Origin of the sequence: Pseudomonas sp. CFBP 13711, assembly GCF_014842265.1 — a bacterium.
GTDB lineage: Bacteria > Pseudomonadota > Gammaproteobacteria > Pseudomonadales > Pseudomonadaceae > Aquipseudomonas.
Map to the genome: position 1 here is coordinate 953,250 of NZ_JACYVI010000001.1, position 24,835 is coordinate 978,084.

The 24,835-nt window shown below is 57.4% G+C and carries 25 protein-coding genes and 1 tRNA gene; 12 read left to right on the plus strand and 14 right to left on the minus strand.

All coding sequences use genetic code 11. The annotated features are described in order from the left end of the window. Positions 1-1,080 (minus strand): tRNA preQ1(34) S-adenosylmethionine ribosyltransferase-isomerase QueA, encoded by a 1,080-nt coding sequence (queA, locus tag IFT47_RS04340; protein WP_192170734.1) that lies wholly within the window; start codon positions 1,078-1,080, stop codon positions 1-3. Between the two features lie 108 nt (positions 1,081-1,188). Here queA and IFT47_RS04345 point away from each other — a divergent pair. The 3 genes from IFT47_RS04345 to IFT47_RS27515 all read left to right on the plus strand — a co-directional run bounded on the left by IFT47_RS04345 (position 1,189) and on the right by IFT47_RS27515 (position 2,998). Beyond that, positions 1,189-1,273 (plus strand) — tRNA-Leu (locus IFT47_RS04345). Positions 1,274-2,070: 797 nt separating this feature from the next. Next, positions 2,071-2,466, plus strand: a complete 396-nt coding sequence (locus IFT47_RS27925; protein ID WP_342345346.1) for a S49 family peptidase — start codon at positions 2,071-2,073, stop codon at positions 2,464-2,466. Continuing rightward, a complete protein-coding gene (locus IFT47_RS27515) occupies positions 2,444-2,998 on the plus strand; it encodes a hypothetical protein (protein WP_244655827.1) in 555 nt (184 codons plus the stop codon). Before IFT47_RS27925 ends, IFT47_RS27515 begins: the two co-directional genes overlap by 23 nt. A gap of 282 nt (positions 2,999-3,280) precedes the next feature. Here the strand turns inward: IFT47_RS27515 and IFT47_RS04355 are convergent, their stop codons facing one another. The 3 genes from IFT47_RS04355 to IFT47_RS04365 all read right to left on the minus strand — a co-directional run bounded on the left by IFT47_RS04355 (position 3,281) and on the right by IFT47_RS04365 (position 6,729). Then, positions 3,281-3,556: a hypothetical protein gene (locus IFT47_RS04355; protein WP_192170733.1), complete on the minus strand. Its 276-nt coding sequence runs from the start codon at positions 3,554-3,556 to the stop codon at positions 3,281-3,283. A 156-nt stretch (positions 3,557-3,712) separates the two neighbouring features. Then, complete coding sequence (locus IFT47_RS04360) at positions 3,713-5,038, minus strand: hypothetical protein (RefSeq protein ID WP_192170732.1); 1,326 nt, start codon at positions 5,036-5,038, stop codon at positions 3,713-3,715. Between the two features lie 230 nt (positions 5,039-5,268). Then, positions 5,269-6,729 (minus strand): hypothetical protein, encoded by a 1,461-nt coding sequence (locus tag IFT47_RS04365; RefSeq protein ID WP_192170731.1) that lies wholly within the window; start codon positions 6,727-6,729, stop codon positions 5,269-5,271. 642 nt (positions 6,730-7,371) lie between these two features. Here IFT47_RS04365 and IFT47_RS04370 point away from each other — a divergent pair. Further along, a complete protein-coding gene (locus IFT47_RS04370; RefSeq protein ID WP_192170730.1) occupies positions 7,372-8,148 on the plus strand; it encodes a DUF5677 domain-containing protein in 777 nt (258 codons plus the stop codon). A gap of 422 nt (positions 8,149-8,570) precedes the next feature. Here IFT47_RS04370 and IFT47_RS04375 read toward each other — a convergent pair whose 3' ends face one another. Then, positions 8,571-9,314, minus strand: a complete 744-nt coding sequence (locus tag IFT47_RS04375) for an SDR family oxidoreductase (protein WP_192170729.1) — start codon at positions 9,312-9,314, stop codon at positions 8,571-8,573. Between the two features lie 133 nt (positions 9,315-9,447). Here IFT47_RS04375 and IFT47_RS04380 point away from each other — a divergent pair, with 133 nt between their 5' ends. From IFT47_RS04380 to IFT47_RS04395, 4 genes are all read left to right on the plus strand, one after another. Beyond that, a complete protein-coding gene (locus IFT47_RS04380) occupies positions 9,448-10,335 on the plus strand; it encodes a LysR family transcriptional regulator (RefSeq protein ID WP_244655826.1) in 888 nt (295 codons plus the stop codon). Between the two features lie 144 nt (positions 10,336-10,479). Continuing rightward, complete coding sequence (locus IFT47_RS04385; protein WP_192170727.1) at positions 10,480-11,103, plus strand: DedA family protein; 624 nt, start codon at positions 10,480-10,482, stop codon at positions 11,101-11,103. A gap of 67 nt (positions 11,104-11,170) precedes the next feature. Next, positions 11,171-11,956, plus strand: a complete 786-nt coding sequence (locus IFT47_RS04390) for a transporter substrate-binding domain-containing protein (protein ID WP_192170726.1) — start codon at positions 11,171-11,173, stop codon at positions 11,954-11,956. Between the two features lie 49 nt (positions 11,957-12,005). Next, the gene (locus IFT47_RS04395) at positions 12,006-12,992 is read left to right on the plus strand and encodes an ATPase (protein WP_192170725.1); all 987 of its coding nucleotides are present in this window, start codon (positions 12,006-12,008) and stop codon (positions 12,990-12,992) included. Between the two features lie 79 nt (positions 12,993-13,071). On the opposite strand, the gene cyoE is transcribed toward IFT47_RS04395, so the two are convergent. The 7 genes from cyoE to hmpA form a co-directional block, all read right to left on the minus strand. Continuing rightward, positions 13,072-13,962, minus strand: a complete 891-nt coding sequence (cyoE, locus tag IFT47_RS04400; RefSeq protein ID WP_074886382.1) for a heme o synthase — start codon at positions 13,960-13,962, stop codon at positions 13,072-13,074. A gap of 10 nt (positions 13,963-13,972) precedes the next feature. Continuing rightward, positions 13,973-14,320, minus strand: a complete 348-nt coding sequence (cyoD, locus tag IFT47_RS04405; RefSeq protein ID WP_192170724.1) for a cytochrome o ubiquinol oxidase subunit IV — start codon at positions 14,318-14,320, stop codon at positions 13,973-13,975. Then, positions 14,321-14,953 (minus strand): cytochrome o ubiquinol oxidase subunit III, encoded by a 633-nt coding sequence (locus IFT47_RS04410; protein ID WP_074886388.1) that lies wholly within the window; start codon positions 14,951-14,953, stop codon positions 14,321-14,323. Positions 14,954-14,956: 3 nt separating this feature from the next. Then, positions 14,957-16,975 (minus strand): cytochrome o ubiquinol oxidase subunit I, encoded by a 2,019-nt coding sequence (cyoB, locus tag IFT47_RS04415; RefSeq protein WP_192170723.1) that lies wholly within the window; start codon positions 16,973-16,975, stop codon positions 14,957-14,959. A 3-nt stretch (positions 16,976-16,978) separates the two neighbouring features. Then, positions 16,979-17,914, minus strand: a complete 936-nt coding sequence (gene cyoA, locus IFT47_RS04420) for a ubiquinol oxidase subunit II (RefSeq protein WP_192170722.1) — start codon at positions 17,912-17,914, stop codon at positions 16,979-16,981. A gap of 469 nt (positions 17,915-18,383) precedes the next feature. Continuing rightward, positions 18,384-18,893, minus strand: a complete 510-nt coding sequence (locus IFT47_RS04425; protein WP_192170721.1) for a disulfide bond formation protein B — start codon at positions 18,891-18,893, stop codon at positions 18,384-18,386. Between the two features lie 334 nt (positions 18,894-19,227). Then, positions 19,228-20,409, minus strand: coding sequence for an NO-inducible flavohemoprotein (hmpA, locus tag IFT47_RS04430; RefSeq protein ID WP_192170720.1), 1,182 nt, complete (start codon positions 20,407-20,409; stop codon positions 19,228-19,230). 288 nt (positions 20,410-20,697) lie between these two features. Between hmpA and IFT47_RS04435 the strand changes: the two genes are divergently transcribed. Genes IFT47_RS04435 through IFT47_RS04450 form a run of 4 tightly spaced genes read left to right on the plus strand, consistent with a single transcriptional unit; the run spans position 20,698 to position 23,437 of the window. Beyond that, complete coding sequence (locus IFT47_RS04435; RefSeq protein ID WP_192170719.1) at positions 20,698-21,594, plus strand: chemotaxis protein CheV; 897 nt, start codon at positions 20,698-20,700, stop codon at positions 21,592-21,594. Positions 21,595-21,635: 41 nt separating this feature from the next. Further along, positions 21,636-22,097 (plus strand): GNAT family N-acetyltransferase, encoded by a 462-nt coding sequence (locus IFT47_RS04440; protein ID WP_192170718.1) that lies wholly within the window; start codon positions 21,636-21,638, stop codon positions 22,095-22,097. 49 nt (positions 22,098-22,146) lie between these two features. Next, positions 22,147-22,473 carry a hypothetical protein gene (locus tag IFT47_RS04445; protein WP_163023052.1) on the plus strand — a complete coding sequence of 109 codons (327 nt, stop codon included), beginning with the start codon at positions 22,147-22,149 and terminating at the stop codon, positions 22,471-22,473. A 1-nt stretch (position 22,474) separates the two neighbouring features. After that, complete coding sequence (locus IFT47_RS04450) at positions 22,475-23,437, plus strand: GlxA family transcriptional regulator (protein ID WP_192170717.1); 963 nt, start codon at positions 22,475-22,477, stop codon at positions 23,435-23,437. 52 nt (positions 23,438-23,489) lie between these two features. On the opposite strand, the gene IFT47_RS04455 is transcribed toward IFT47_RS04450, so the two are convergent. Next, complete coding sequence (locus IFT47_RS04455; protein ID WP_192170716.1) at positions 23,490-23,732, minus strand: hypothetical protein; 243 nt, start codon at positions 23,730-23,732, stop codon at positions 23,490-23,492. A 110-nt stretch (positions 23,733-23,842) separates the two neighbouring features. After that, complete coding sequence (locus IFT47_RS04460; protein WP_192170715.1) at positions 23,843-24,835, minus strand: fimbrial protein; 993 nt, start codon at positions 24,833-24,835, stop codon at positions 23,843-23,845.

Genomic DNA, 24,835 nt, shown 5'->3' on the forward strand with positions numbered 1-24,835 from the left:
TCATGCGTGATCCTCTGGGGCCGAGTCCGTCGGGGTGGATTCCCCGGGAGCGGTCGGCGCGGGATTGCGGGTGATGAACATGGCATCCCCGTAACTGAAGAAGCGGTAACCGTGCTCCACCGCAGCCGCATAGGCCGCCATGGTTTCGGGATAACCGGCGAATGCCGAGACCAGCATTAACAGCGTCGATTCCGGCAAATGGAAGTTGGTGACCAGCGCGTCGACCACATGAAAAGGTCGGCCCGGGTAGATAAAGATATCGGTGTCACCGCTGAAGGGCTTGAGCACGCCATCGCGTGCGGCACTTTCCAGCGAACGCACGCTGGTCGTGCCCACGGCGATGACCCGACCGCCGCGTGCGCGACAGGCCGCCACGGCGTCGACCACTTCCTGAGTAACTTCAAGCCACTCGTTGTGCATGTGGTGGTCTTCGATGCGCTCGACACGCACCGGCTGGAAGGTGCCCGCGCCGACGTGCAGCGTCACGAATGCGGTCTCGACGCCCTTCTCGGCAATCGCGTCCATCATGGTCTGATCGAAATGCAGACCTGCCGTCGGTGCTGCTACCGCACCGGCGCGCTGGGCATACACGGTCTGATAACGCTCGCGGTCGGCATCGTCATCCGGGCGGTCTATATAAGGAGGCAATGGCATGTGCCCGACGCGCTCGAGCAGCGGCAGTACCAGCTCGGCAAAGCGCAGTTCGAACAACGCATCATGGCGCGCGACCATTTCGGCCTCGCCACCCCCATCGATGAGGATCGTCGAGCCCGGCTTGGGCGACTTGCTGGAGCGCACATGGGCCAGCACACGGTGCTGATCGAGAACGCGCTCGACCAAAATTTCCAGCTTGCCGCCAGAGGCTTTCTGCCCGAACAGCCGCGCCGGAATCACCCGGGTATTGTTGAAGACCATCAGATCGCCAGGGCGCAAATGCTCCAGCAAATCAGTGAATTGGCGGTGTCCCAGCGCGCCGCTTGGCCCGTCGAGGGTCAGCAAACGGCTGCTGCGTCGCTCCGCCAAAGGATGGCGAGCGATCAATGAATCCGGGAGCTCGAAGGTAAAGTCAGCGACACGCATGATGGGGTTCGTCTAGCAGGGCCGGGAAGTTTAGCCGAATAAGTGAAAATTGACCATGAAACATGATTGACCAACGGTAGGCTCATCTCTATACTTCGCCGCCATTGAGCCCTGATGGCGGAATTGGTAGACGCGGCGGATTCAAAATCCGTTTTCGAAAGAAGTGGGAGTTCGATTCTCCCTCGGGGCACCAAACAGCAACACCTTCAAGTGGTTACGTGACTTGAAGCACAAAAAAACCGGCCATATTTGAGCCGGTTTTTCTGTGGGCGGGATTTGGTGAGGGCCGAGAGTCGCGGGCCAATCAACTATGCCGTTTACTCATCACGGGCGCCGCAGAAAGCGGTATGCGTTCGCTGCAAATCTGATGGCGCTCAAACCGGCCCCTTCCCGGCTGAAGCCGGTCCCACTGACACAACGCGTGCGCTTAGTAGGACTGGCTTTAGCCGGGAACGCGTCGGGTGGCGCGCCGCAAAGCTGAACGCGCTCATATCGGCCTCTTCCGGGCTGAAGCCAGTCGTACTGAAATGGCACGAAATGACCCTGCCCCCTCAAGCGGGTTGACCCGGCGGATAGCCCCCGTTAGCCTGCTCGCAACACACTCGCCACACGTCCTGCCTAACGGGTAGGGGCCTGCCCAACTGCAGGCGTGCAAAAGGCGAGTTTTTTCGCCTGGATTTTGAGCATGGTGAAAAAAAGCCCCCTACTAAAGGCTGATAGCAGCCTTGTTTTACCCCCATCAGCGTGATTGTTTCTTGCGCGTTGGCAAACCGGCCTCTTCCCGGCTAAAGCCGGTCCCCACTGACACAACGCGTGCGCTTGGTAGGACTGGCTTTAGCCGGGAACGCGCCCAGGTTCCACACCTCAAAACTGAGGGAATTTATAGCGCCTCTTTCCTGCGCCTCACGTAAATGCTCCCGCACTTAGCCGTCTTCTCTGTAGGCAATGTCAGACAAGCAGCTCAGAAGCCTATCAATTAGCATCGCTCCCGTGACCGGCCCAATTTTTCGCTACGCCAACATGTTGACCGAGATCAGTCGCGCCACCAGCACACAGATCCTCGCCACCTATATCCGGCAGGCCCTTGATAGCCCCGCGGTGAAAGCCATTGAGCTGAACATGGACAGCCCTGGGGGCGTGGCCAGTGGGATCAACGAGCTGGCGGATATGATTTATGCCGGCAGGAGTCAGAAACGCATCGTCGCCTATGTAGGCGGGACGGGCGCCAGTGCAGGTTATTGGATCGCCTCGGCCGCGCATGAGGTTGTCGTTGATGACACTGCCATGGTCGGCAGCATTGGCGTGGTGGTCGAGGTCTCGGTGGATGCCGACACTGGGAAGGGGGGCAAAACGGTACGAAATCGTGAGTCGCAATGCGCCAAATAAGCGGCCGGATCTGGCGACTGAACAGGGTCGGGCAAAGCTGGGCGAAACGGTTGACGAGAGGGCCGCTGTGTTTGAAAACAAAGTCGCCCGCAATCTGGGCGTAGCACCTAGTCGGGTGCCCGCAATGGGCGGCCATGGTGGTTTAGTGGTCGGTTCGGCGGCAATGAAATCCGGCCTTGTTCGCCGCCTGGGCTCGCTGGAAGGGCTGATCGCAAACCTGTCGAAGGGCGGCGGTTCAGTAGCCGCGCCGGTCAGGCAAAAAGTAGCGTCCCTGAACGGAGCCGCGGAAAAAGCCCGCATCGCTGGGATCATGGCGCTGGCCGCACCGGGCACGGGGTATGACGCGCATATCAATGCAGCAATAGCCGAAGGGCTTTCGGTTGATGCAACCGCGCTTCGGCTATTCCCGATTACATATGCGCATTCCGCTTCTGTAAGTGGGGCAGCGGCCGCTACGTTGAAGCAGCCCGCCGCGCGTCATGAGGAGTTTTTCACCGGCGCCATCTGGAAAAACAGACGGCCTAAACGATAGCCCGCCATTGCCACCATTCAACCGAGCCGGTTGCTTTATCACCGAATACCTGGACAACACCACATGACAAATGAAGAGACGCGCCGGCGCCTTGGCCAGCAGATCGAGGCAGAGGCCGCAATCGCGGTACGGCGATGGAAGCCGATCGCCGTGGTGGTGGCCAAGCAATGGAGCACGTACGCAGAGCTGATGGGGATCAGATGGAGGCGGAGCGCACTAGCGGGCCCCCCAAGCGCGTGCGGGCGAGCTCGAGCGCCATGAGGCCATTCACATAAACGGACTTCAGCAATCGGGAGTCTGCGGGACAATTTCGAGCTGCACCATCAGTTTATGGCCGAGCTCTTTATCCAGTTCCCAATACAAATGCTGTACGTCTTTGACCCTGAACTCTTCATCGACAGTTGGGAGGTCGTCCCATGCAAGTGCCAGCCCCCTGTGCTCGAACCGGTCGCCTGTTGATAGCGCCGGGAAGGGAGAGAGAGCCTCGACGCTCCATACAGGGTCGTTGAGGAACGAGTCTTGGTATAGCTCGAAGTGGTAATGCAGAGTCTTGATCATGTGGTATGTCTCATCGGGGTTTAGCGTGGAAAGCTGTCATGGTGGGGGCATTATCGAGCCAAAACCGGCTCAAAATGCAAACAGAACCTGCGCTAGGTGCTAAGTGTTTGATCTGCAACGCTCGCGTGGTGGAGGCTAGGTGATTTGAACCCTTATTTACTCCAATTTTTTTGAGGCCTCTAGCGCTAAAGACGTCGTAACACTATCGTCACTTAGGCGCGCCACGCACAATTCAACAAGTTTACCGAACAGGGCTAAGCAGTTGTGGAGATCAAAAACAAACCTCTCGAAGTTGTTCGAAGAAATCACTGCATTATCTGCATGCGCTAGAGTGTGCCGGAGATCTTTCCAACTTTTGACATGTACTTTATCAACTTCACCCGACGTGCCCATGTCCGAGAGAATGGCTGATACCGTCTTTGTTTTTAGCCCGCCCAAAAAGCCTAGGATCGCATCTGCTCCGATCTTTGGAATATTCGCCCCCGAAGCCTTGATGAAAGCCCGGGTGTCAGAAATCTCCATCAGCGTTTTCTGGTCTAGGTCGATATTTGTTGAGAAGTAATTTTTTATCATTCCTTCTATATTTACGCATAGCACTAACGCCGCGGCTTCAGTATTTGCCTTGGATATATCTCTCAGGCGGTGCCAGTAGTTCGCTAAATGATGAAGACCTTTTGGCCTTGCTTTCATATACATTTGCAAAAAAGCATTCAGGCCAGTTTCTTTTCTTGGGAATAAATCGACTATAGATTCTGCTAGTGTGTATGTATCTTCAGCCGCCGCCCCCATGATGTAAGTCTCGTAAGCTGTTCCATTCCTTGTAATTATGAATGAAGCTTCTAGAAGCTGGCCGATGGCAATGCTGATTCCTTCTAGGAAATAAAACAGCGAATCCAGCGCCACTGCGCCTTTACTATCTACAATGTTGATCTCGAGCTTAGTAATTTTTTGAACGATTTCAACGGTTCTCGTCCCTTGCGAGAAGGACAGTTTTGCGAGCTCGTTCGACCCATTGCCATTATCGATAAACTCATTAAAGGGCATCTGGTACCGGCCGTTAACGGTAATAAATGCGCTGCCGCCTTCCGCCGTATGACTGAGCTCTGAAAGCGATCGGGCGTTATTGAGGTTAACCTCTAAAACTGAGCCAGTGGGATATGTATCGATGCCTCTTTCAACTAATACGCGAGGGTTTTTCCAGATTTTACCAGAAGTGTCCTCCGCCTCAAGCGTGAAATATCTTTCATCTGGGACTATGCCTACGTGATCACTCCAGAAGAAGGCCATCATTCCGCTCGAGTCCGATGTTGTCGAGGCTGAATAAACCTTTACTTTCAAGGCCTTGCTAGCGTCAAAGAATAGGCAACCTGGGCCATTGAAAACTAGGGGTGCGGTTGGCGTGTTCTGGGTAAGCGTGATGTTGAAACACTCGATGGTAGCTGCACGCTCTGCTATGGAATCGATCGTCTTCTGGTCAAACATAATCAGTCCTTCGATAGTCCGATGTTGGCGCCAATTTAAACTCAACTTTCAAGCCGGATGTTTCGTTGGTATCCGGCATCCACCCTCTACGCCCTGGCAATCTTGGTCTAGCCACACTGACCCGTTTGCTTTACCACCCACGTAGGGTGGTCATCGGTAAAAATCATCATGGAAGCATAGGTTGGCGCGGGATCTACGCAGAGTACAAAATTTAGCTGGCATCTGCCGCGTCACTTCAGTTGCTGCGTAGTTTTAGAAACGAGGAACTCAATCAGGTGCATCAACATCTCTTCTGGAGAGTTAGGAATTTCCGCCTTCAGCTGCTCTGCGAGTTCCGCAACAGCTTCGGCATCTTCAATTCGCCCGTCTAGCACGAGTGCTTGGAATTTCTCCTTTAATAGATCATGGAAGCGATTTTCTTCAATGACTCTAAACTCCTCAGTAAGTGTGTGGCTTCGTTCAGCTCCCATTCGCCGCTGAACCTGGCGCAGCCTCCTTTCCAGATTACTAAGTTCCGACCTTTTTATTCCTGCAATATCGTCTAAGTACTCAGTCGCTCCGCTATCGACTAGTTCTACTTGCCTAGCCAAGTGCAGGAGGGACGCTGGAACAGCAGCGACGCCGGGACCTACAATTTCAAGCTTTCTATGATCCGAGAAAGACAGCCAACTGGCTATCGAATCATTGACATGATGGTCGCCGAACCCATACCCGATACATATCAAGCGGTCTAGAAAATTCAGATTAGACTTGAAGTGCTTCAGCATACTTTTAGGCAGAACCTGAGTTCCGTGCTCGTGAAATTTCTGAGCGCCCGATAAAAGCGTCCTGCGCAGAAAATTCATCTGACCGTCAAAATCCGCATATGCAATTTCATTGCTGGCTCTGACAATCCCGCCAGGGGCACCGGGATGAGCGTAAATCAGTTCCTCATTTGCAATGCGGAGAACGTCTATCACATCAGCCGGGGCTTGGGATTCGGGAATCATCTTGACCATATCCCCAGCGTCGTTGTAAACGAACATATCAAGCGCGCCGTGGATCTTGAGTAGATAGATACCTTTCTCAGCAGGGTTAGGGAAATGCATGGCACCTTTGTCTAGGACTTCACGACTTATCGTTTCTCCCTCAACTATTCCACAAATGGTCCCGTCTATCGTCCTTCTGGGAAACTTCATTGTTTTGCTACGATCAAACCCGGAATAAACAGGAATATTGAAATGGGCCGCAACTGTCTCGACGATGGAATCATGGTTTAGAGAGAAAACCCAAAGGGGACGATTCTGCTTGGTCAGCCACTCTAGGCCTTGATACAAATCTAAGCATTTCAGTATTTGTTCTTTGTTACGGAAATGATCGCCATACAACTTGTACGAAATCATCTGCACCAACCAGGAGTAAAGTCCGTAATAGTGCTGCGAGAAGCCATTCCTGCTTCTCTTGGATTGAACTTCGAGAAACCCTAACACACTCTCATAGTGAAGCTCTGGCGTAGCCCAAGCTGCTAGAAAGTCCTCAACAACTTCACTCGGATAACCCTCACCCTGGATCGCCCACCCCCGATTAAAATCCCTAAATTTCTCGGGTGTGAGCCAGGATTTAAGATAGGTGGTTAACTCCCACACTAGAGGCATCCCCGCATCATAAGAGGCGCCAGCGCCGATAAACAGACCTGTTAGTTCTTGGGGCATGGGCATTCCAAAGGGCATCTGGGGCTAGGCGAGGCGTGCACTGCGCGGGCGACAAAAAATGCGATGTGAACTAGGTTTAGGACAGCCACTAGGTTCATCTCCCTGGGTGGGTTCGTCGTCGGAGAGCTAGCCAGCGTATCCTCCAATAATCGCACCATTTTTGCCGGCCCCATAGGACCTAGACTGACAAAGGGACAGACACAGTAGTGATCGAGTCTCCCATCAATCCATGCCCAGCACCCGGGCCGCACATCCCATTCAGGGTTTGAATCAATGATCCGCTGGACTTCTAAAGCCTTATGCCGGTCACTCAGAGGCTTCCACACATGCTCATCCCACACGCGCCGCTGGGCATCTGATAGAGACTCAATCCCCCTATCGATTACCTGCCTGGCAATGCCATGCGCCGCGGAATCTACATCCAGTAGGCCACTGTCCACCAAATCCTCGATTTGAGCGTTCAGTTCCCAATCGACGTGATCATTCCAACCCATGACAACCCTCCCGTAATTTTATATGCGCCAACATGGCTAAGATCATAGCTGGTCAAGAGAGCAGAGTAGCGGCGGGCCAAAACGCAGTGGTGTAATCTTTCGACTCGACCTAGGTCCGCAAACCGCGACGCCTTATCAGAGAGTGTCCATGACAAATTCCACGTTTGAGGGTCCGGTATTTGAAGATGTGATGCGGAAAATCAGGAGCGAATCGGCGATCTGGTTCAGCCTTGCCGAGGACGTCAACGTGGCGTTGAGGCGCCTCGTTGACCTCGCGGAGAACCAAATCAAGGGCACTTCAATGGACCCGCTGGTCGTTGGAGTCCGCATTCTCATGAGAACCGCAGGAATGTATCAAGGCGCGCTTCTACTCACGGAGCGTGGGATGACATCAGAAGCGCGCACCCTCACCAGAAGCGTGCTCGAGGGGGCGTTCGCTGTTGCGGCCCTTTTAAAGAATCCAGGGCCCTTAATTGAGGTGTTGAAAGACGATCTCGAAAAAAGCCGAATACAGCAGGCTCGGTTCATCAAAGATCAAAATCTAGTGGCGGACAAAGAGACCATTGCCAAGCTCATCAAAGTGATCGAAAAGCCAGGCAAATTTGAGTTCATGAGCCCGAAAGGCTTGGCAGGCAAAGGCGTGCTGCTCAAACAGTACCTCGTTTACCAGCGACTATCAGAAGACTCGGCCCACATCTCGCTCAAGTCCTTAAACCGGCACGTCCAGAAGGTTGGAGAAGGTTGGCGCTATCGTATGGAGCCTGGCTCGGCTGCAGAAAACGAACCTACGCTTTATCATGCGATTTCAGCTGTGCTGGCGTTAAGCATCGGTATGACGGAGCTGCTAGATTTTTCTGATCTCAATCAAGAATTCGCCGTACTCAGCGACCGCTTCGCAAAAATGCCGGTCGTCGCAGTAGTTTAAAACGTCCCCTCGATGGTCATCAATACGCCCGCTCAAATATGAGTAGATATATGAGTATGTAGCCGACTGCGTACTGGATAGACCCCGATAATAGAGGCGCTCTCCCCTACTGTTCGAGTCTCCCTCGGGGCACCAAACAGCAACACCTTCAAGTGGTTACGTGACTTGAAGCACAAAAAAACCGGCCAGATTTGAGCCGGTTTTTTTGTGGGCGGGATTTGGTGAGGGCCGAGAGTCGCGGGCCAATCAACTATGCCGTTTACTCATCACGGGCGCCGCAGAAAGCGGTATGCGTTCGCTGCAAATCTGATGGCGCTCAAACCGGCCCCTTCCCGGCTGAAGTCGGTCCTACTATGCGTACATTCAGTCGGACTGGTTTTAGCCGGGAATGCGCCGGGGGTCACGCCGCAATACCCTCCCCCTTAAAAATCCTGCGAAGTAGGCCGCAGCACAATCTCGTTAATATCCACATCACCCGGCTGTTCGATCGCGTAGGCAATGGCGCGGGCGACGGATTCGGCCGGGATCGCTTGCTTGTAGAACTCCTTGACCACATCCGCGCTCGGCTGATGGCCGCTGCCCAATTTCAACTCGGAATCCACGGCACCGGGTTCGATGGTGGTGGTGCGGATCTTGCCGCCGACTTCGTGGCGCAGGCCGTCGGAGATCGCGCGGACGGCGTACTTGGTGCCACTGTAGACGGAGCCGCCCGGGCTGAAGACTTTGATGCCGGCCACCGACGAGATGTTGATGAAGTGGCCGGAGCCTTGGGCTTCGAACTTCGGCAGTGCGGCGGCGATGCCGTAAAGGACACCTTTGATGTTGATGTCGATCATGCGGTCCCATTCGTCGACGCGCAGTTCGGCGATCGGCGCGATGGCCATGAGGCCGGCGTTGTTGATCATGACGTCGATGCGGCCGAAGTCGCGAACAGCATTTTCGACGAGTGCCGACAGGTCGTCTCGGCGAGTGACGTCAACGGTGTAGGCCGATGCCTCGCCGCCGGTAGACTTGATGTCGCGGACGATGACGTCCATACGCTCCTGACGGCGTGCGCCGAGGACGACCTTGGCGCCCAGTTTTGCCAGGTGCCGCGCGGTGGCCTCGCCGAGTCCGCTGCTGGCGCCAGTGATGACGACGACTTTGCCTTGGATGCCATTGCTCATTGCAGTTCTCCTGAAGCGTGGGAAGTTGATAGGGCCAGTTTGCGATGGATATTCCTGTCAGAAAATGGAAGAGTTAGGCTTTGAGAATTCCACTTTCTGGAACGCGGGCCCTCACATGCTTAACCGAATGGAAATGCTGCGTATCTTTTTGGTAGCCGTGGACGCGCCCACGTTTCGGGAAGCCGCAACGCGCCTCGGCACCTCGCCACAAAAGGTCACGCGTGCAGTCAAGGAACTCGAGCGAACCTTCGCCGAGCCGTTGTTTCATCGCAGCACGCGACAGGCTCATGTCACGGCGTACGGTGCAGACGTGGCGCGACAGGCGCGTGAGACCCTCGACCAGTTCGATCGCCTGTTCGCGGCCCACACGAAAAATCCCGCGGCGGATGTGGTGGGCCGCGTAGGCATCACCGCGCCTCACTCGATCGGCAAGCTGTATCTGGCCGGTTTCCTCCAGCCATTGATGCAGCAACATCCCGGCCTGCGGATCGAGTTGAGCCTGGATGACCAACTTACCGATGCCGTCGGTTCGAGGATCGATATCGGCATTCGCATTGGCACGGTCCGGGACCGGCGCTATATCGCGCGAGTGGTGGCGCAAGTGCCGTTGAAGATCGTCGCGTCGCCGGAATTGATCGCGGCAGTGGGCATGCCATCCGCGCTGGAAGACCTTAAACAGCTGCCGCTGTCGACGCTGATTGATCGCAACAATGGACGACCCTGGCCGTGGTTTCTGTCCGGAGGCCAAAGCTACTCGCCACCCTCCCCCGCATTCAGTTGTGATGACCCGGAGACCGAACTGGAATTCGTACTGGCGGGCGTCACGTTTGCGCAGATGCCCCATTACCTGGCCGAGGCGTACCTGCGCAACGGGCGTCTGATCGAGGTGTTGCCGAATGCTGCGCCGCCGCCCATGGACCTTTCCGTGTACCGGACGCAGTCAGGGCCGGTGCCGAGCAGGGTACGTCTTGTCTACGATCACCTGATCCACTGCCTGAGCGATCTACAGACCTTCCCCTGACGGCATGGCGCAGGAAGATTCGACCTAAAGCGACCGAACCGATGACGACCGGCTTCGGTCGAACGCCGTGCGATACGCCTCCTGGGCGCGCACGCTGCCAGATGTTTAAGCAGCCACCCATTCACCGAAAACCACCGGTCTTCCATGTTCGAACACATCGACTTCAACTATCTGCTTTCAAACTACGGGTACTGGGCCGTGTTCATCGGCTGCCTGCTCGAGGGGGAGACCATCCTGATCCTCGGCGGGCTGGCGGCGCACCAGCACGTCCTGCAATGGCAGCAAGTGCTCATCTACGCCACGTCGGGCGGGATGCTCGGCGATCAGATTCTGTTCTGGACCGGGCGCTACTTCGGGCCACGCCTGCTGCCGCGCCTGCACCGCCAGCAAGCGACCATCGACCGCGTGTCCGACCTGATCAAGCGCTACCCCACGGCGTCCATTTTCTCGGTGCGCTTTCTCTACGGCATGCGTCTGATCGGGCCTCTGGTTATCGGCGCGAGTCGCTTGTCGCCCATTCGTTTTGCAATCATCAACCTGCTTGGCGCCGCAGTCTGGGCAAGTCTGTTTCTCGCGGCCGGCTACTGGGCGGGGGGCTTTCTTGAGACTATGTTCGGCAACTTGAAGCCTTATCGGCTGCCGATCTTCCTGGGCGTGGTAGTGGTGGGCGCGGCCGTCGCGCTGTATCGGCATCGTCGCGCAAAAACACGGCCTGCCAGGCAGGCGGCCAAGCGGGCAAAGGACGTCCCGCCCTCCTCTGCGGGATAACGCTTCCCATCTGCGCTGACCGCCTCTATAACGGCAGACAGGCATTTGAAGCAGAGGGATCGACTCGATGAACACACGCATCACCGCCGGTTTGCTGTTGAGCATGGTCGGCAGCATCCAGGCTCAGGCCGCTGAGGCGCCGTCCCATTTGGACACCGTCATGCAGAAGGGCCAACTGGCCGTTTGCACGACCGGCGATTACAAGCCGTACACGTTTCTCAAGCCCGACGGCCAGTACGAAGGCATCGACATCGAGCTGGCTCAGTCTCTGGCGCAGAGCCTGGGCGTGAAGATTGAGTGGGTCCCGACCACGTGGAAAACCCTGATGCCCGACTTCACCGCCGGCAAATGCGACATCGCCGTCGGTGGCATCTCGGTCACTCTGGAGCGGCAGAAGAAGGCGGCGTTCAGCAGCACGCTGGACATCGACGGCAAAGTGCCGTTGGTGCGCTGCGAAGACGAGTCGAAGTACCAGACCCTCGAGCAGATCAATCAGCCCGGCGTTCGATTGATCGAACCACAAGGCGGCACCAACGAAGCCTTCGCCCACGCTTATCTGCCCAATGCCAGCCTGGCCTTCCACGACAACAAAACCATTTTCCAACAGCTGCTCGACAAGCAAGCCGACGTGATGATCACCGACGCGTCCGAAGCGCTGTATCAGCAGAAACGCATGCCCGGCTTGTGCACGGTCAATCCGTCGCACTACATGCAGTACGGCGAAAAGGCCTATCTGCTGCCCCGGGATGACGTGGCCTGGAAGGCCTATGTCGATCAGTGGCTGCACCTATCCAAAGCCACCGGGGCTTACAAGAAAGTGGTCGGCGAATGGCTGGCGATGCCAACGGAATGACAGTGCGCAGCACATCCGGAAGACTTCGGCACAGGACCCCGCCGTATCCATGAAAACCAACAGAACCATTACCCGCGCGTTCTGCGTCGAGCTGCAGCAAGAGCTGTCCATCGTGGCGGCGCGACGCGAGTATTTTTCTCAAGAGCTACCCCGTGCGCGCTTCAGCTTTCTGTGTTCGTCCGAGTCGTGCCGCGCTCTGGGTGTCAAAATCACTGGGGTTCGCTATGACGTGAAGCCTCAGGAGCACCCGACCTTCGTCGCCGCGCACTACCGGGCCAACCCGAAATACGAACATCACGCCGATTGCGAATGGGTGGATGAATTCGTCAAGACGCCGGTTGCGCAGGAAAACGAAACCGAAGCTGAAAGCGAGTTGCGCAAGGTCAAGCGTAAGCTGGATGACTACATCGACGTCTTCGATCCCACCCCGAAGGAACGCGTAAAATCCACGTCGCCGACAGACAAGCCTGACGCCGAACCGCCTGAGAAGCCCGAAGACGCCACGACTCCCGCCGACGCGCTCAAGGCCAGACAGGACAAGCAGAACCGAACCAGCGATCTGGAGCGGCTGGTCGACAGCTTCCGTCAGGCCCAGGCCTCGTTGACCAAGGAAGAACTCGCGCTGTTGACCCTTCGCGTTCCGGGTCAGGGCGAGGTGTCCTTGCGCGCCTATTTCCGCCATATCAAGTTTGCTCAGCTGAAAGACGAGCGTCGGGTGCTGTATGGCGGCGGACTGGTCGAGCGCTACGGGATCGGCTTCAAATTCAAATTCTTCGATCGCCTGCAAGGCAAGCTGGTGACATTGTACGTATCCCCCGCGCAGATGCAGGCCTACCGCTCCAGCCGCTACCTCAGTGAGCTGCTGAGTCACGCTGATGAGGTGCGATTCTTCACGGTCTTCGCCCTGGGCACACTGGTCGCCAGCCCTTCAGGGAAAAGCGTCAGCGTGCAGATCGAAGACTTGCGCCATCTGGCCGTTGTCCTCGGGCCGGCAAAGGATGCCGAAGAGGCCTCTGCCAAAGGGTCAACCCGCTAAGCCAAAGACTTTATTCAGTTCGAAAAAAAACCCGGTTTCTCTCGCGAGCAACCGGGTTTTTTTCGTTTCATTCAAGCAACTAAGGCGCTGCGTATGTAACCAACAGTTCCTTAGTTACCTGAAAATCCAGCGACATCGCCACGCTCAAGGCTGTGATGGTGAAGATGGAGAACACGAACAGCTTGCGTGCCCAAACAGTGTCGTCTTTGGCTTTGTAGCCGGTCCAGGCCATGTACAACCAGTACATGCCCATCGCCGCTGCAACGGCCAGATAATTGAGCCCGGCGTAACCGCCGAAGGTCAGCATCAAGGTCGCCAGCAGGAAAGCCAGGATGTAGATCAGGATGTGCCGCTTGGCGACCCGGATACCGCGCTTGACCGGCAGGACCGGAATCGAGGCAGCCCGATAGTCGTTGAAGCGGAAAATCGCGATAGCGTACGAATGAGGCATCTGCCAAAGGCTGAACATCACCAGCAAGGTCAGCGCCGCGAGATCGAACGTGTTGCTGACCGCGACGTAACCAATGACCGGAGGCATCGCGCCCGACAGGCTGCCCACCAACGTGCCATGAACCGACCTGCGCTTCAGGTACAGGCTGTAAAAGCCGACGTAGATCACGAAGCCGATTACGGCGAACAGTGCCGCCAGTGCGTTGGCCTTGGTGTACAGCAGGCCGACGCCGACAACACCCAGCACGGTGGCATAGATCAGTGCCAGTTTCACTGACACCAATCCTTGCACCAGCACCCGATTCTTGGTGCGCTCCATCTTCACATCGATATCGCGATCGATGCAGTTGTTGAACACGCAGCCAGAAGCCACTACCAGTGAAGTCCCGATCACGGCTGCCAGGAACAAGCCGATATCGACATGCCCCTTGGAAGCCAGAAAAAAGCCACCTGCCACCGAAAGCACGTTACCGAAAATGATCCCCGGTTTGGTGATTTGGATAAAGTGCTTCAGTGACATCAGGTTTTCCTCACTTCGCCATCATGGCGGTGTGAATGCTGAACATGATCCAGGTGCTCAAACCAACCAGCAGCACGATCACAAGGCCAGCGAAGGCAAACGCGATGACGTTGTTGCGCTGTGCCGCCGAGCGGTCAAGGTGCAGGAAGTACACCAGGTGAACCAGAACCTGCACGACTGCGAAGATCAGAACGACCCACAGCGTCGCCACTTTCGAGATCGTCGGGAACATCACCAGACCGAAAGGAACCGCGGTCAGGATGATCGACAGTACGAAACCGACCATGTACGACTTGAAGCTGCCGTGGGCGGCAGGTTCATGGCTGGCGGCGTCATGGGAGTGATGTGAATTCGCCATTTAAATGGTCCCCATCAGATAGACAACGGTGAACACGCAGATCCAGACAACGTCCAGGAAGTGCCAGAACAGGCTGAGCATGCTCAGGCGAGTCTGGTTGGTCCCGGTCAAACCGTGCTTGGAGACCTGATACATCATGATCGCCATCCAGATCAGGCCGCTGGTCACGTGCAGACCGTGGGTGCCGACCAGCGTGAAGAACGCCGACAGGAAGCCGCTGCGGTTAGGACCGTAACCTTCGGAGATCAGCAGGTGGAACTCGTTAATCTCCATGCCGATGAAGCCCAGGCCGAACAGGAAGGTCACGAACAACCAACCCAGAACGCCCGACTTGTTGCCCTTGTGCATCGCCAGCATGGCGAAGCCGTAGGTGATCGAGCTGAGCAACAGGCAGGCGGTTTCGCCGAGCACGTAAGGCAGTTCGAAGATGTCGTGGCCCGCAGGGCCACCCGCTACGTTGTTAACCAGTACCGCGTAAATGGCGAAGATCGACGCAAACAGAATGCAGTCGGTCATCAGGTAGATCCAGAAGCCGTAGATCTTCATCTCGCCGGCGTCATGGTGACCATGGTCGTGCTCGTGGTCATGACCGTGGTCGTGACCCTTCGCACCATCAAATACTAAGTTCGACATTGTTTATGCCTGCTCCAGCTTGTTGACAGGAGTGTTTGTCTGACCATTGCGAACACGAGCCAGGATCGCGTGTTGCTCGCCTTCTATGCGTGCCACTTCGGATGCAGGAACCATGTAGCCCTGATCGTCACGTGCCGCGTGAATCACGAAGTAAACGATCGTGCCAATCAGGCTGACGCCCGCCAGCCAGAAGATGTGCCAGATCATCGCGAAACCGAAGACGGTCAGCAGGAGGCCCATCACCATGCCCGTTGCCGTGTTGTTCGGCATGTGGATGTCGGAGTACTTGGCCGGAACCTTGTAGGCCTCGCCATCACGCTTGGCGGCATACCACGGGTCGATCTCGTTGGCTTTCGGCATTTCTGCAAAGTTGTAGAAAGGCGGTGGCGACGAGGTGGACCATTCCAGGGTGTGGCCATTCCATGGGTCACCGGTCAGATCGCGGTTCTGCTCGCGGTCACGGATACTCACGAAGATCTGGATCAGCTGGCAGGCGATACCGACAGCGATCAGCAACGCACCGACGAACGCGACGTGCAGGTATGGCGTCCAGTCCGGGTTGTCAGTGGTGTTCAGACGACGGGTCATGCCCATGAAGCCCAGTGCGTAGAGCGGCATGAAGGCGACGTAGAAACCCGAGATCCAGAACCAGAACGCTGCCTTGCCCCACTTCTCGTTCAGCTTGAAGCCGAACGCTTTAGGGAACCAGAACGCGAAGCCGGCGATGTAACCGAACACAGCACCACCGATGATCACGTTATGGAAGTGCGCGATCACGAACAGGCTGTTGTGCAGAACGAAGTCGGCACCCGGGATAGCCAGCAGTACGCCGGTCATACCACCGATGGAGAAGGTGACCATGAAGCCCAGAGTCCACAAGACTGGCGCGGTGAAGCGCAGACGTCCCTGGTAGATCGTGAACAGCCAGTTGAACAGTTTCACACCCGTCGGGATGGAAATCAGCATCGTCGCCAGACCGAAGAAGGCGTTGACGCTTGCACCCGAACCCATGGTGAAGAAGTGGTGCAGCCAGACCATGAAGCCCAGGATCGAGATCGCACCGGAGGCGTAGATCATCGAGTGGTGGCCGAACAGACGCTTGCCAGTGAACGTCGAGATGACTTCGGAGAAGACCCCGAACGCCGGCAGAATCAGGATGTAAACCTCGGGGTGACCCCACGCCCAGAACAGGTTCACGTACATCATCGGGTTACCACCCAACTCGTTCGTGAAGATGTGGAAGTCCAGATAACGGTCGAGGGTCAGGAACGCCAGGGTGCCGGTCAGGATCGGGAACGAAGCCACGATCAGGACGTTGGCCCAGGTGCAGGTCCAGGTGAAGATCGGCATGTCCATCAGTTTCATGCCAGGGGTACGCATCTTCAGCACGGTGACCAGGAAGTTGACCCCGGTTAACGTTGTCCCCAGTCCTGACAGCTGCAGTGCCCAGATGTAGTAATCCACACCCACGCCCGGGCTATAGCCCAGTTCCGACAGCGGTGGATAGGCCACCCAACCGGTACGTGCGAACTCGCCGACGCCCAGAGACACGTTGACCAGAATCACGCCGGAGATCAGCAGATAGAGGCTCAAGGAGTTCAGGAACGGGAAGGCAACGTCGCGAGCGCCAATCTGCAGAGGCACGACGATGTTCATCAGGCCGGTGAAGAACGGCATCGCCATGAAGATGATCATGATCACACCGTGAGCGGTGAAGATCTGGTCATAGTGCTCAGGCGGCAGGTAGCCGGGTGAGCCTTCAGTGGCCATGGCCAATTGCGAACGCATCAGTACGGCGTCGGCAAAGCCGCGCAGCAGCATGACCATTGCAATGATGATGTACATGACACCGATTTTCTTGTGGTCGACAGACGTCAGCCACTCGGTGTAGAGGTAAGTCCACTTCTTGAAGTACGTGATCAGACCCAGCAATGCCGCACCACCGATCGCGATCATGGCGACCGTGATCATGACTATCGGCTCGTGGAACGGAATCGCGTCCAGACTTAATTTACCAAACATCGTTTACTCCTCTGCCTGCGCAGCTGAATGCTTACCCATGTCCATCCCTTCCGTACCTGCTACTTCTTTCTTCTCATGGACAATCTTGCCCGGCTTCATACCTTCATACTTGTCGATGATGATCTGGAACAGGTTCGGAGTGACCGAGGAGTAGAGTTCAACGGGGTTACGTTCGCTAGGCTTGGCCAGCGCGGCGTATTCGGCCGTTGCCAGTGTTTTAGGTGAATTCTTGACGTCAGCAACCCAAGCGTCGAAATCAGCCTGTGAGGTGGCAGTCGCCTTAAATTTCATGCCGGTGAAACCTGCGCCGCTGTAGTTGGCGGAGATACCATCGAACTCGCCGTTTTCATTGGCGATCAGGTGCAGCTTGGTCTGCATGCCGGCCATCGCGTAGATCTGGCCGCCCAGTGCAGGGATGAAGAACGAGTTCATGACCGAATCGGAAGTGATGCGGAAATTGATCGGCGTGTTGGCCGGGAACACGATCTTGTTGACGGTGGCGATGCCCTGTTCCGGATAGATGAACAGCCATTTCCAGTCCAGTGCGACCACTTCAATGGTCAGCGGCTTGACGTCTGACTCGAGCGGACGGTAAGGGTCCAGCGCGTGGGTCGACTTGTAGGTCACATAGCCGAGCACGATGATGATGGCCAATGGAACCAGCCAGACCACCAGCTCAATCCGGGTCGAATGCGCCCAGTCAGGCGTGTACGTCGCGCTCTTGTTGGTAGCGCGATACTTCCAGGCGAAGATGATGGTCATGAAAATGACCGGCACCACCACCAGCAGCATCAGCAAGGTAGCAGTGATGATCAGGTCACGCTCTTGAACGCCCACATGGCCTTTGGGATCCAGCAGGGTGTAATCGCACCCGCTGAGCAGGAGCATGCTGAAAAGGGCCAAGAAGCCAAAAAACCTGGGGTACCTTTTTTTACTCATCTCACGACCTCTAAAAGCAGCTTTCGCATCGCAGTTGGGTTTCGACCGCCAACACTTCACCCTGCCAGGTGCTGGCAAATGCTTGGATTGAAAAGGGGCCTGTCAGGAAGCATGGGGCCTCACAACAAATCCGGGTTGAGCTTTGGTTTCTTATTCGAATGGTGGCACCCGCTAATGCGGACCCTATCCCTTGGCGCAGACATTCAGAACGTGACTCGGGAGGCCATTCGAACCGCGTCTACTAGAGCGAAAAGACGCTCCATAACCTCGATTTACACCGTCCCGCAAATGAGGGGGGGCGTGAATTGGGGGCGATTGTAGATACGTAAAGTTTTATTGACTATAAGTTTCTGCGCAACAGTTAATTTCACGTTCGGTAAAAATGCGGTGTTATGCCGCACCCTGAAACTGAGCAAAGCCCCGGTTCTGTTGAAGGATTTCCGGGGCTTTGTTACGCAACACTTTGTAATCAGCGTGCTTTCATCCGGTTACGAATAATTCCCGCAGGAACCAGCACAACAGTCAGTACAAACGCCACTAACGCCCATTGCGCCAAAGACAAACCGAGAACTGGCGGATATGGCGTCTCGCAGAAACCACCTACCTGAAAGCCTAGCGGAAATAGAGACGCCAGGGGCAGACCGTCGACAATCGGCTGCAGCACATCGATGCCGCAGCTCTCGGTCGGGTGGGTCTGGATGTACACGTGACGCCCGGCGGTAACCAGCCCGCCCACGGCGCTCAACACCACCAGCGCTTCGCAGATGGTCAGGCTCAGACGGCCCGGCATTGCCGCGCCGATGAACGCGAACACCGCGATGAACAACAGCGCATACCGCTGCAGGATGCACAGCGGGCAAGGCGCTTCGCCCAGCACCACCTGCATGTACAAGGCGCCGCCGATCAACGCCAGGCAGATGATGCCCAGCAACACCAGAAACTGCTTTTCACGCCGCAGGTACAACATCTCTTCAGTCATTCACATACCCTTTGAATTGGAGTCATCCGGATCGACGGATGTGGAGCGTTGCGGCCCGGACGCCCCGCAAAGGCGGCGATTCTATCACCGTCACGACACCCCGTTCACGCAGTGCCATTCGCGACCGAACGTGACCGCATCCCGGTCCACCGCCTTAACCCGCGCAATGGTGAACACGGCTGCATTAGCCGAGCGTTAACATTCCAATTCAAACGCTAGTGTGAGCTCTCCTGTTTCCTGCCTATATATAGAGGCGTGCGGCTTTTTGTCGCAGCAATGGGTCACAGCCCGCAATCCTTCTATATATGTAGGATGCGTCTAATTGTCGCAGCGATTATTCCAATGCTGACGCAGGACCAAAGAATTCATACCGCGCCTGTGCATCGGGCACGCCGGCCGCTTTCAGTTGACGCTTGATCGCCGCCATGAAGCCTTTAGGCCCCAGGAAGTACGCATCGACGTCGCGATTCTCCGGCAGCCATTGCTCCAGGCGCGCCTGATCGAGCAGACCCGTCGCATGGGCCGCCGGGCTGACGCCATCATCTTCCGCGTAGCAATAGAAACGCTTGAGCTGGGGATGCTTGCTCGCCAGGCTGTCGATCCAGTCGCGAAACGCGTGGACTGAGCCGTTGCGTGCGCAGTGGATGAAGTAAATCGGCCGCTGAGTCGGCAATGCCGCTTCGAGCATGGTCAGGGTTGGCGTGATGCCGACGCCACCGCTGATGAGCACCAGCGGTTTGTCGCTGTCGGTCAGGGTGAATTCTCCGGAGGGCGGGTACAGATTAATGCTGTCGCCGACCTGCAGCTGATCGTGCAGATAATTGGAGGCGACTCCATCAGGCTCGCGTTTCACGCTGATGCGGTACTGATTGTTCCCGGCCAGGGCCGATAACGAGTAATTGCGGCGGATCTCTTCGCCGTTCACGTGCAGTTGCATGCCGATGTACTGGCCGGCGGTGAATTGCAGGATCGGCTGGTCATCTGCCGGCGCAAAGTAGAACGAGTTGATTTCCGCGCTCTCCGGCGTTTTGGCGACCACTTTGAATTCACGCTCACCACGCCAGCCGCCTGCTGCCTGGGCTTTCTCGTCGTAGATGGCTTTTTCCGCGCCGATCAAAATGTCGGCCAGTTGCCCGTAGGCGTTGCCCCACGCAGTGATGACCTCGTCAGTGGCGACTTCCTTCCCCAGCACTTCGCGAATCGACTCAAGCAGGCACTCGCCAACGAGCGGGTAGTGCTCGGGAAGGATCTGCAGCGCCACGTGTTTGTTGATGATCTTGGCGACCAGATCGCCCAGTTCATCAAGCTGATCGATGTGGCGGGCGTACATCAACACCCCGTTCGCCAGGGCGCGAGGCTGTTCACCACTGGCCTGATGCGCCTTGTTGAACAGTGGACGCACTTGCGGGTATCGATCGAGGAGCATTTGGTAGAAATGGGTAATCAGCGCCTCTCCGCCGCTTTCCAGCAGTGGCACTGTTGACTTGACGATGGCACGATCCGATGCGGACAACATAAGTAACTCCCGAGAGCTGATGAGTAAGCGTTACCTCGGTAGTTCAGGAATCGTGCCAGCGACCCCAAGGCCTGAAATCAAGGGCCTGGCCAACGCACAGTCAATATGACCTCGTCGAATCGCGCGTCAAAATGACCTGAGTACGGTCAAATTGACTGCAATGCTGACAGGCCAGCCGGCCGGGTAAAATCGAAAGGGCTAAAGCCTGACTTCATCAGGTCGATAAACCGTCATCGAAAGCTGTTGGCCGAACCCACGCGGCCAGGCATCGCATCACAGAAGGTTTATATGTCCAAGAACGTCCGCGCAGATTCACTCTCGCTTCTGCTGTTCACGTTACGCAGCGGAAAGCTGATGGCAATCAACCTGCTCAAGGTCAGTGAAATCATCCCCTGCCCTCCCCTTACGCGTTTGCCGGAATCCCACCCACACGTCAAAGGGGTCGCGACCTTGCGTGGCAACCCGCTGTCGGTGATTGACCTGAGTCGTGCCATTGGCGAGCGCCCGTTGGTGGACCCCGACGGCGGCTGCCTGATCGTCACCGATGTCAGCCGGTCGAAGCAGGGGTTGCATGTTCAGGCCGTCAGCAAGATCGTTCACTGCCTGACCACCGACATTCGTCCGCCGCCCTTTGGCTCCGGCAACAAGTCGTTCATCACCGGCGTGACGCAGGTGGACGGGACGCTGGTTCAGGTGCTGGACATCGAGAAGGTCATTCACGGCATCGCGCCCGCACGGATCGTCGCCGAACGCGCCGAGCTCAGCGCCGATGACGCCAAGGTGCTGGCGAAGGCGCGCATCCTGGTGGTCGATGACAGTCAGGTGGCGCTGCAACAATCGGTGATTACCCTGCGTAATCTGGGCATCGAATGCCACACCGCCCGCAGTGCGCGGGAAGCCATTGATCAGTTACTCGATTTGCAGGGCACCGCACAGCAGATCAACGTGGTGGTGTCCGACATCGAGATGTCGGAGATGGACGGCTACGCGCTCACCCGCACGCTTCGGGAGACGCCGGACTTCCAGGAACTGTACGTGCTGCTGCACACTTCGCTGGACAGCGCGATGAATGCCGAAAAAGCCGATGCTGCCGGCGCCAACGCTGTTCTGACCAAGTTCTCCTCGCCCGAGCTGACACGATGCTTGATCGAAGCCGCCCGCACGGTCGAAGCTCAGGGAATCTGAGACCGGCCGCAGGCGATGCCTCCACCGCGCATTACTGGTTGATGCGCCGCGACCTCGGCCCGGCACACCATGATCCGGGCTGGCCCGCCGCCGTGCGTCAGGTTGAATTCACCGGGCAGAACGCCCCGGCCGTTCACCAGTTGCTGGTGCTGGGTCGCGAGCACGGCGGCGGTCGTGTTGCAGACTATGCCACTTGGCTCGATGCCTTCGAGACTGATCCCGAGTTTGATCCGGCGCTGTGTTTCGTTCTTGAGGACGCTGAAGGTGTGGTGGCTGTTGCGCAATGCTGGACCAGCGCGTTCATCCGCAATCTGGTGGTCACCCCCCGCGCGCACCGTCAAGGCCTGGGTCTCACGCTGCTGAATCAGGTGTTCAAAGCTTTCCGCCAGCGCGGTGAAGGTCATGTCGACCTCAAGGTGATGGAAAGCAATCTGGCCGCACGCCGGCTGTATGAGCGCGCCGGTATGCAATATATTCAGCGCCACGAACTCGAACCGCGCTGAATCTGCGCCGAGCCTCGCTCACCCGCTCACGCCATGGAGATGCGTACCCGTGAAGATGCACACCGCGCTGTTGCTCGTTCTCACCGCTGCCGCTGCCGGCCAGGCCAATGCCTCCAGCCCGGACGCCTGGACCGCCTTCAACAAAACCCTGGTCGACAGTTGTGTCAGCGCCAGTTCCCTGAAGAACGCCAAACCGGCCGGCGCCGATGCGGCCTTCGATGACAGCGTCGGTTTCAACGCGCTGCTGATCAAAGGTCAGTACAAACAGGCGTTCATGAAGAACAAGACCGGCACCGAGCTGTGCCTCTACGACCGCAAGAACAAGAAAGCGCTGATTACCGAGTGGGATAACGTCACCACGTTGCCAAAGAAGTAGGATGAAGCGCGTCGCGATTGTGCTGTTTCCCAACGTGCAGGCCCTGGACGTGGCCGGCCCGCTCGACGTCTTCGCCGAAGCCAACCGTTTCCTGCCCGACGGTGATGGCTACGAGATCATCACCCTCGGCGCGGCGCCCTACCCGATCATTGCGTCCAACGGCATGCCACTGGGTGCGCAGTATTCCCTGGCGGACGCGCCGAAGCAGTTCGACGTCCTTCTGATTCCCGGCGGTCCGTCATTGCCAGACGGCGCGGAAATGCCCGCCATCACCCACTGGCTGCTGGAAGCCGTGCCCCAGGCGCAACGCTACGGCTCGATCTGCACCGGCGCATTCATCCTCGGCCACGCCGGTTTGCTGGATGGCAAGCAGGCCGCTACCCATTGGAGCCACGCTGAGCAACTCGCCGATCAGTTCCCCCACGCGAGGGTCGAGCCCGATCGCATCTATGTTCGCGACGGTGCGCTGATGACATCAGCCGGGGTCACGGCGGGCATCGACATGGCGCTGGCATTGGTGGCGGAGGACCACGGCCCGGCGATATCCCTGGCGGTGGCCAAACGTCTGCTGGTGGTGGCCCAGCGTCAGGGCGGGCAGTCGCAATTCAGCCCGTACCTCACGGCGTCGGCAGATGACGACTCGCCCGTGGCCAAGGTACAGCGCTATGTGATGGAGCACATCGGCGAGCCCTTTTCAGTGGAGCGACTGGCCGACGTGGTGGCGATGAGTCCCCGCACGTTCGCCCGGGTATTTGCACGCGACGCCAAGGTCACACCGGCGGAGTTCGTGCAGCGTGCGCGCATCGACGCCGCTCGCCATTTGCTGGAAGGCAGCGAAATGGCGATCAAGGCGGTGGCGTATCACTGCGGATTTGGCAGCGCCGCGCGCATGCGGCTGATCTTCAGTCAGCGTCTGGGGGTGACGCCGACTCAGTATCGGGACAGCTTTCGCAAAGAAGTGTGAGCATGGCGGGCGGGTGATTCCCCCGGCAGCGTCCTCGCCTGCGACGGTGTAATCAGCGCTTGCCCATCGACCGACGGGTGCCTGATGGCGCAACGCCCGGACGCTTGTCGTGGTTTGATTTACCCGAGCCTTTGTAGTGCTGCTGATCCTTCTTCGCCTGCAACAGCTCGCCCGGCTTGAACGGGAAGCTGAACGCCGGAATCGCAGGTTTTGTATCCGCCGGGGCAGCGTCGGCGTCGACCGGAGCGTGCGATTCACGAGCATCAGGAGCGGGCGTGTGTTCGGGGGTGGTCATGAAAGCTCCGGAATGGCAGACAGTCGAGGAATACGGGCGGCGCCCGAGGGCCGCGCAGCATACCTGAATCGCCGCCGGATCGCTGCTGCCAACAGACCGACTGCGCGCGCCTATTTGTAGAACAGATCCACCATGACTTCCGCTGAAAACGGGCCCGCGGTCGGCGTACTGGTTTGCCACAGCAACTGGGCGTTGAAGTCAGCCGTCTCGGAGTAATCACCCTCCAGCAGATCGGTCAGGTGAAAGGGCTCGTGGAACGGCACGGTCGAGTCATCGCGGGCACGGGTAATCCGAATGCCGATGCTGTCATTGTCGACCGGCACCAGTACATCACCCTTGAGTATCCCGGACACCGGTGTGATGCGCGCATTGAGGCTGAACGGCGATTCGCAGGTGCGGCTGGTAGCCAGCGCGAAGCGCTGAAAAGTGGCCGGCTCCCCTACTCGCACGTTGCGGATGGCCACGTCACCGAAATCCACGGTCTCGGGCATGACCCGCAATTCAGCGTCACAGGCGACGAACCGCAGGCCCTCAAGGTTGTTGATGACGTAGTTGAGCGTGGCGTCAGGCCCGGGATTTTGCCCGCTGCCGCCATCGAGCTGGAACATGCGATAGTCGTGCAAACCACTCGCGACGCCAGAAGGCGGGGTCGGGCCGTACTTCTGGATGAACACCGAAAACGGCAGGTTGAACGTGACGCTCGGACAGGACGAACCTGCGTCCGTGCAGGCCGGCGCTTGCTGTTGCGTGGGAACCCGCCCGCTGGTCTGCACGAAATCAATGCCACTCAACGTGAGTCCGGCGCGAATCCCCTGTCCGATCTGCAGGTTGTCCGGGTTCAGATACAAGAACACTTCTTCAGGGCCACCCGGTTCGTCCCTAGCGCACTCGACCGCAAGGTTCAGCCGCTCCGAACGCCAGACCGCACTGCCATCAGGCAGGTTAGCGGGAATGGCGACGGTGCTGCTCAGGTCCGCACGAACCACCGACTCGCCTGCGCCCTGGGTCTTGCAGGTCAGCGCCATGGCGAGACCGGGCATCAATAGCGTCATCAGCAACGTGATCGGCAGCGTCAGCCACCCGCGGATGATGGATCTTTTCAT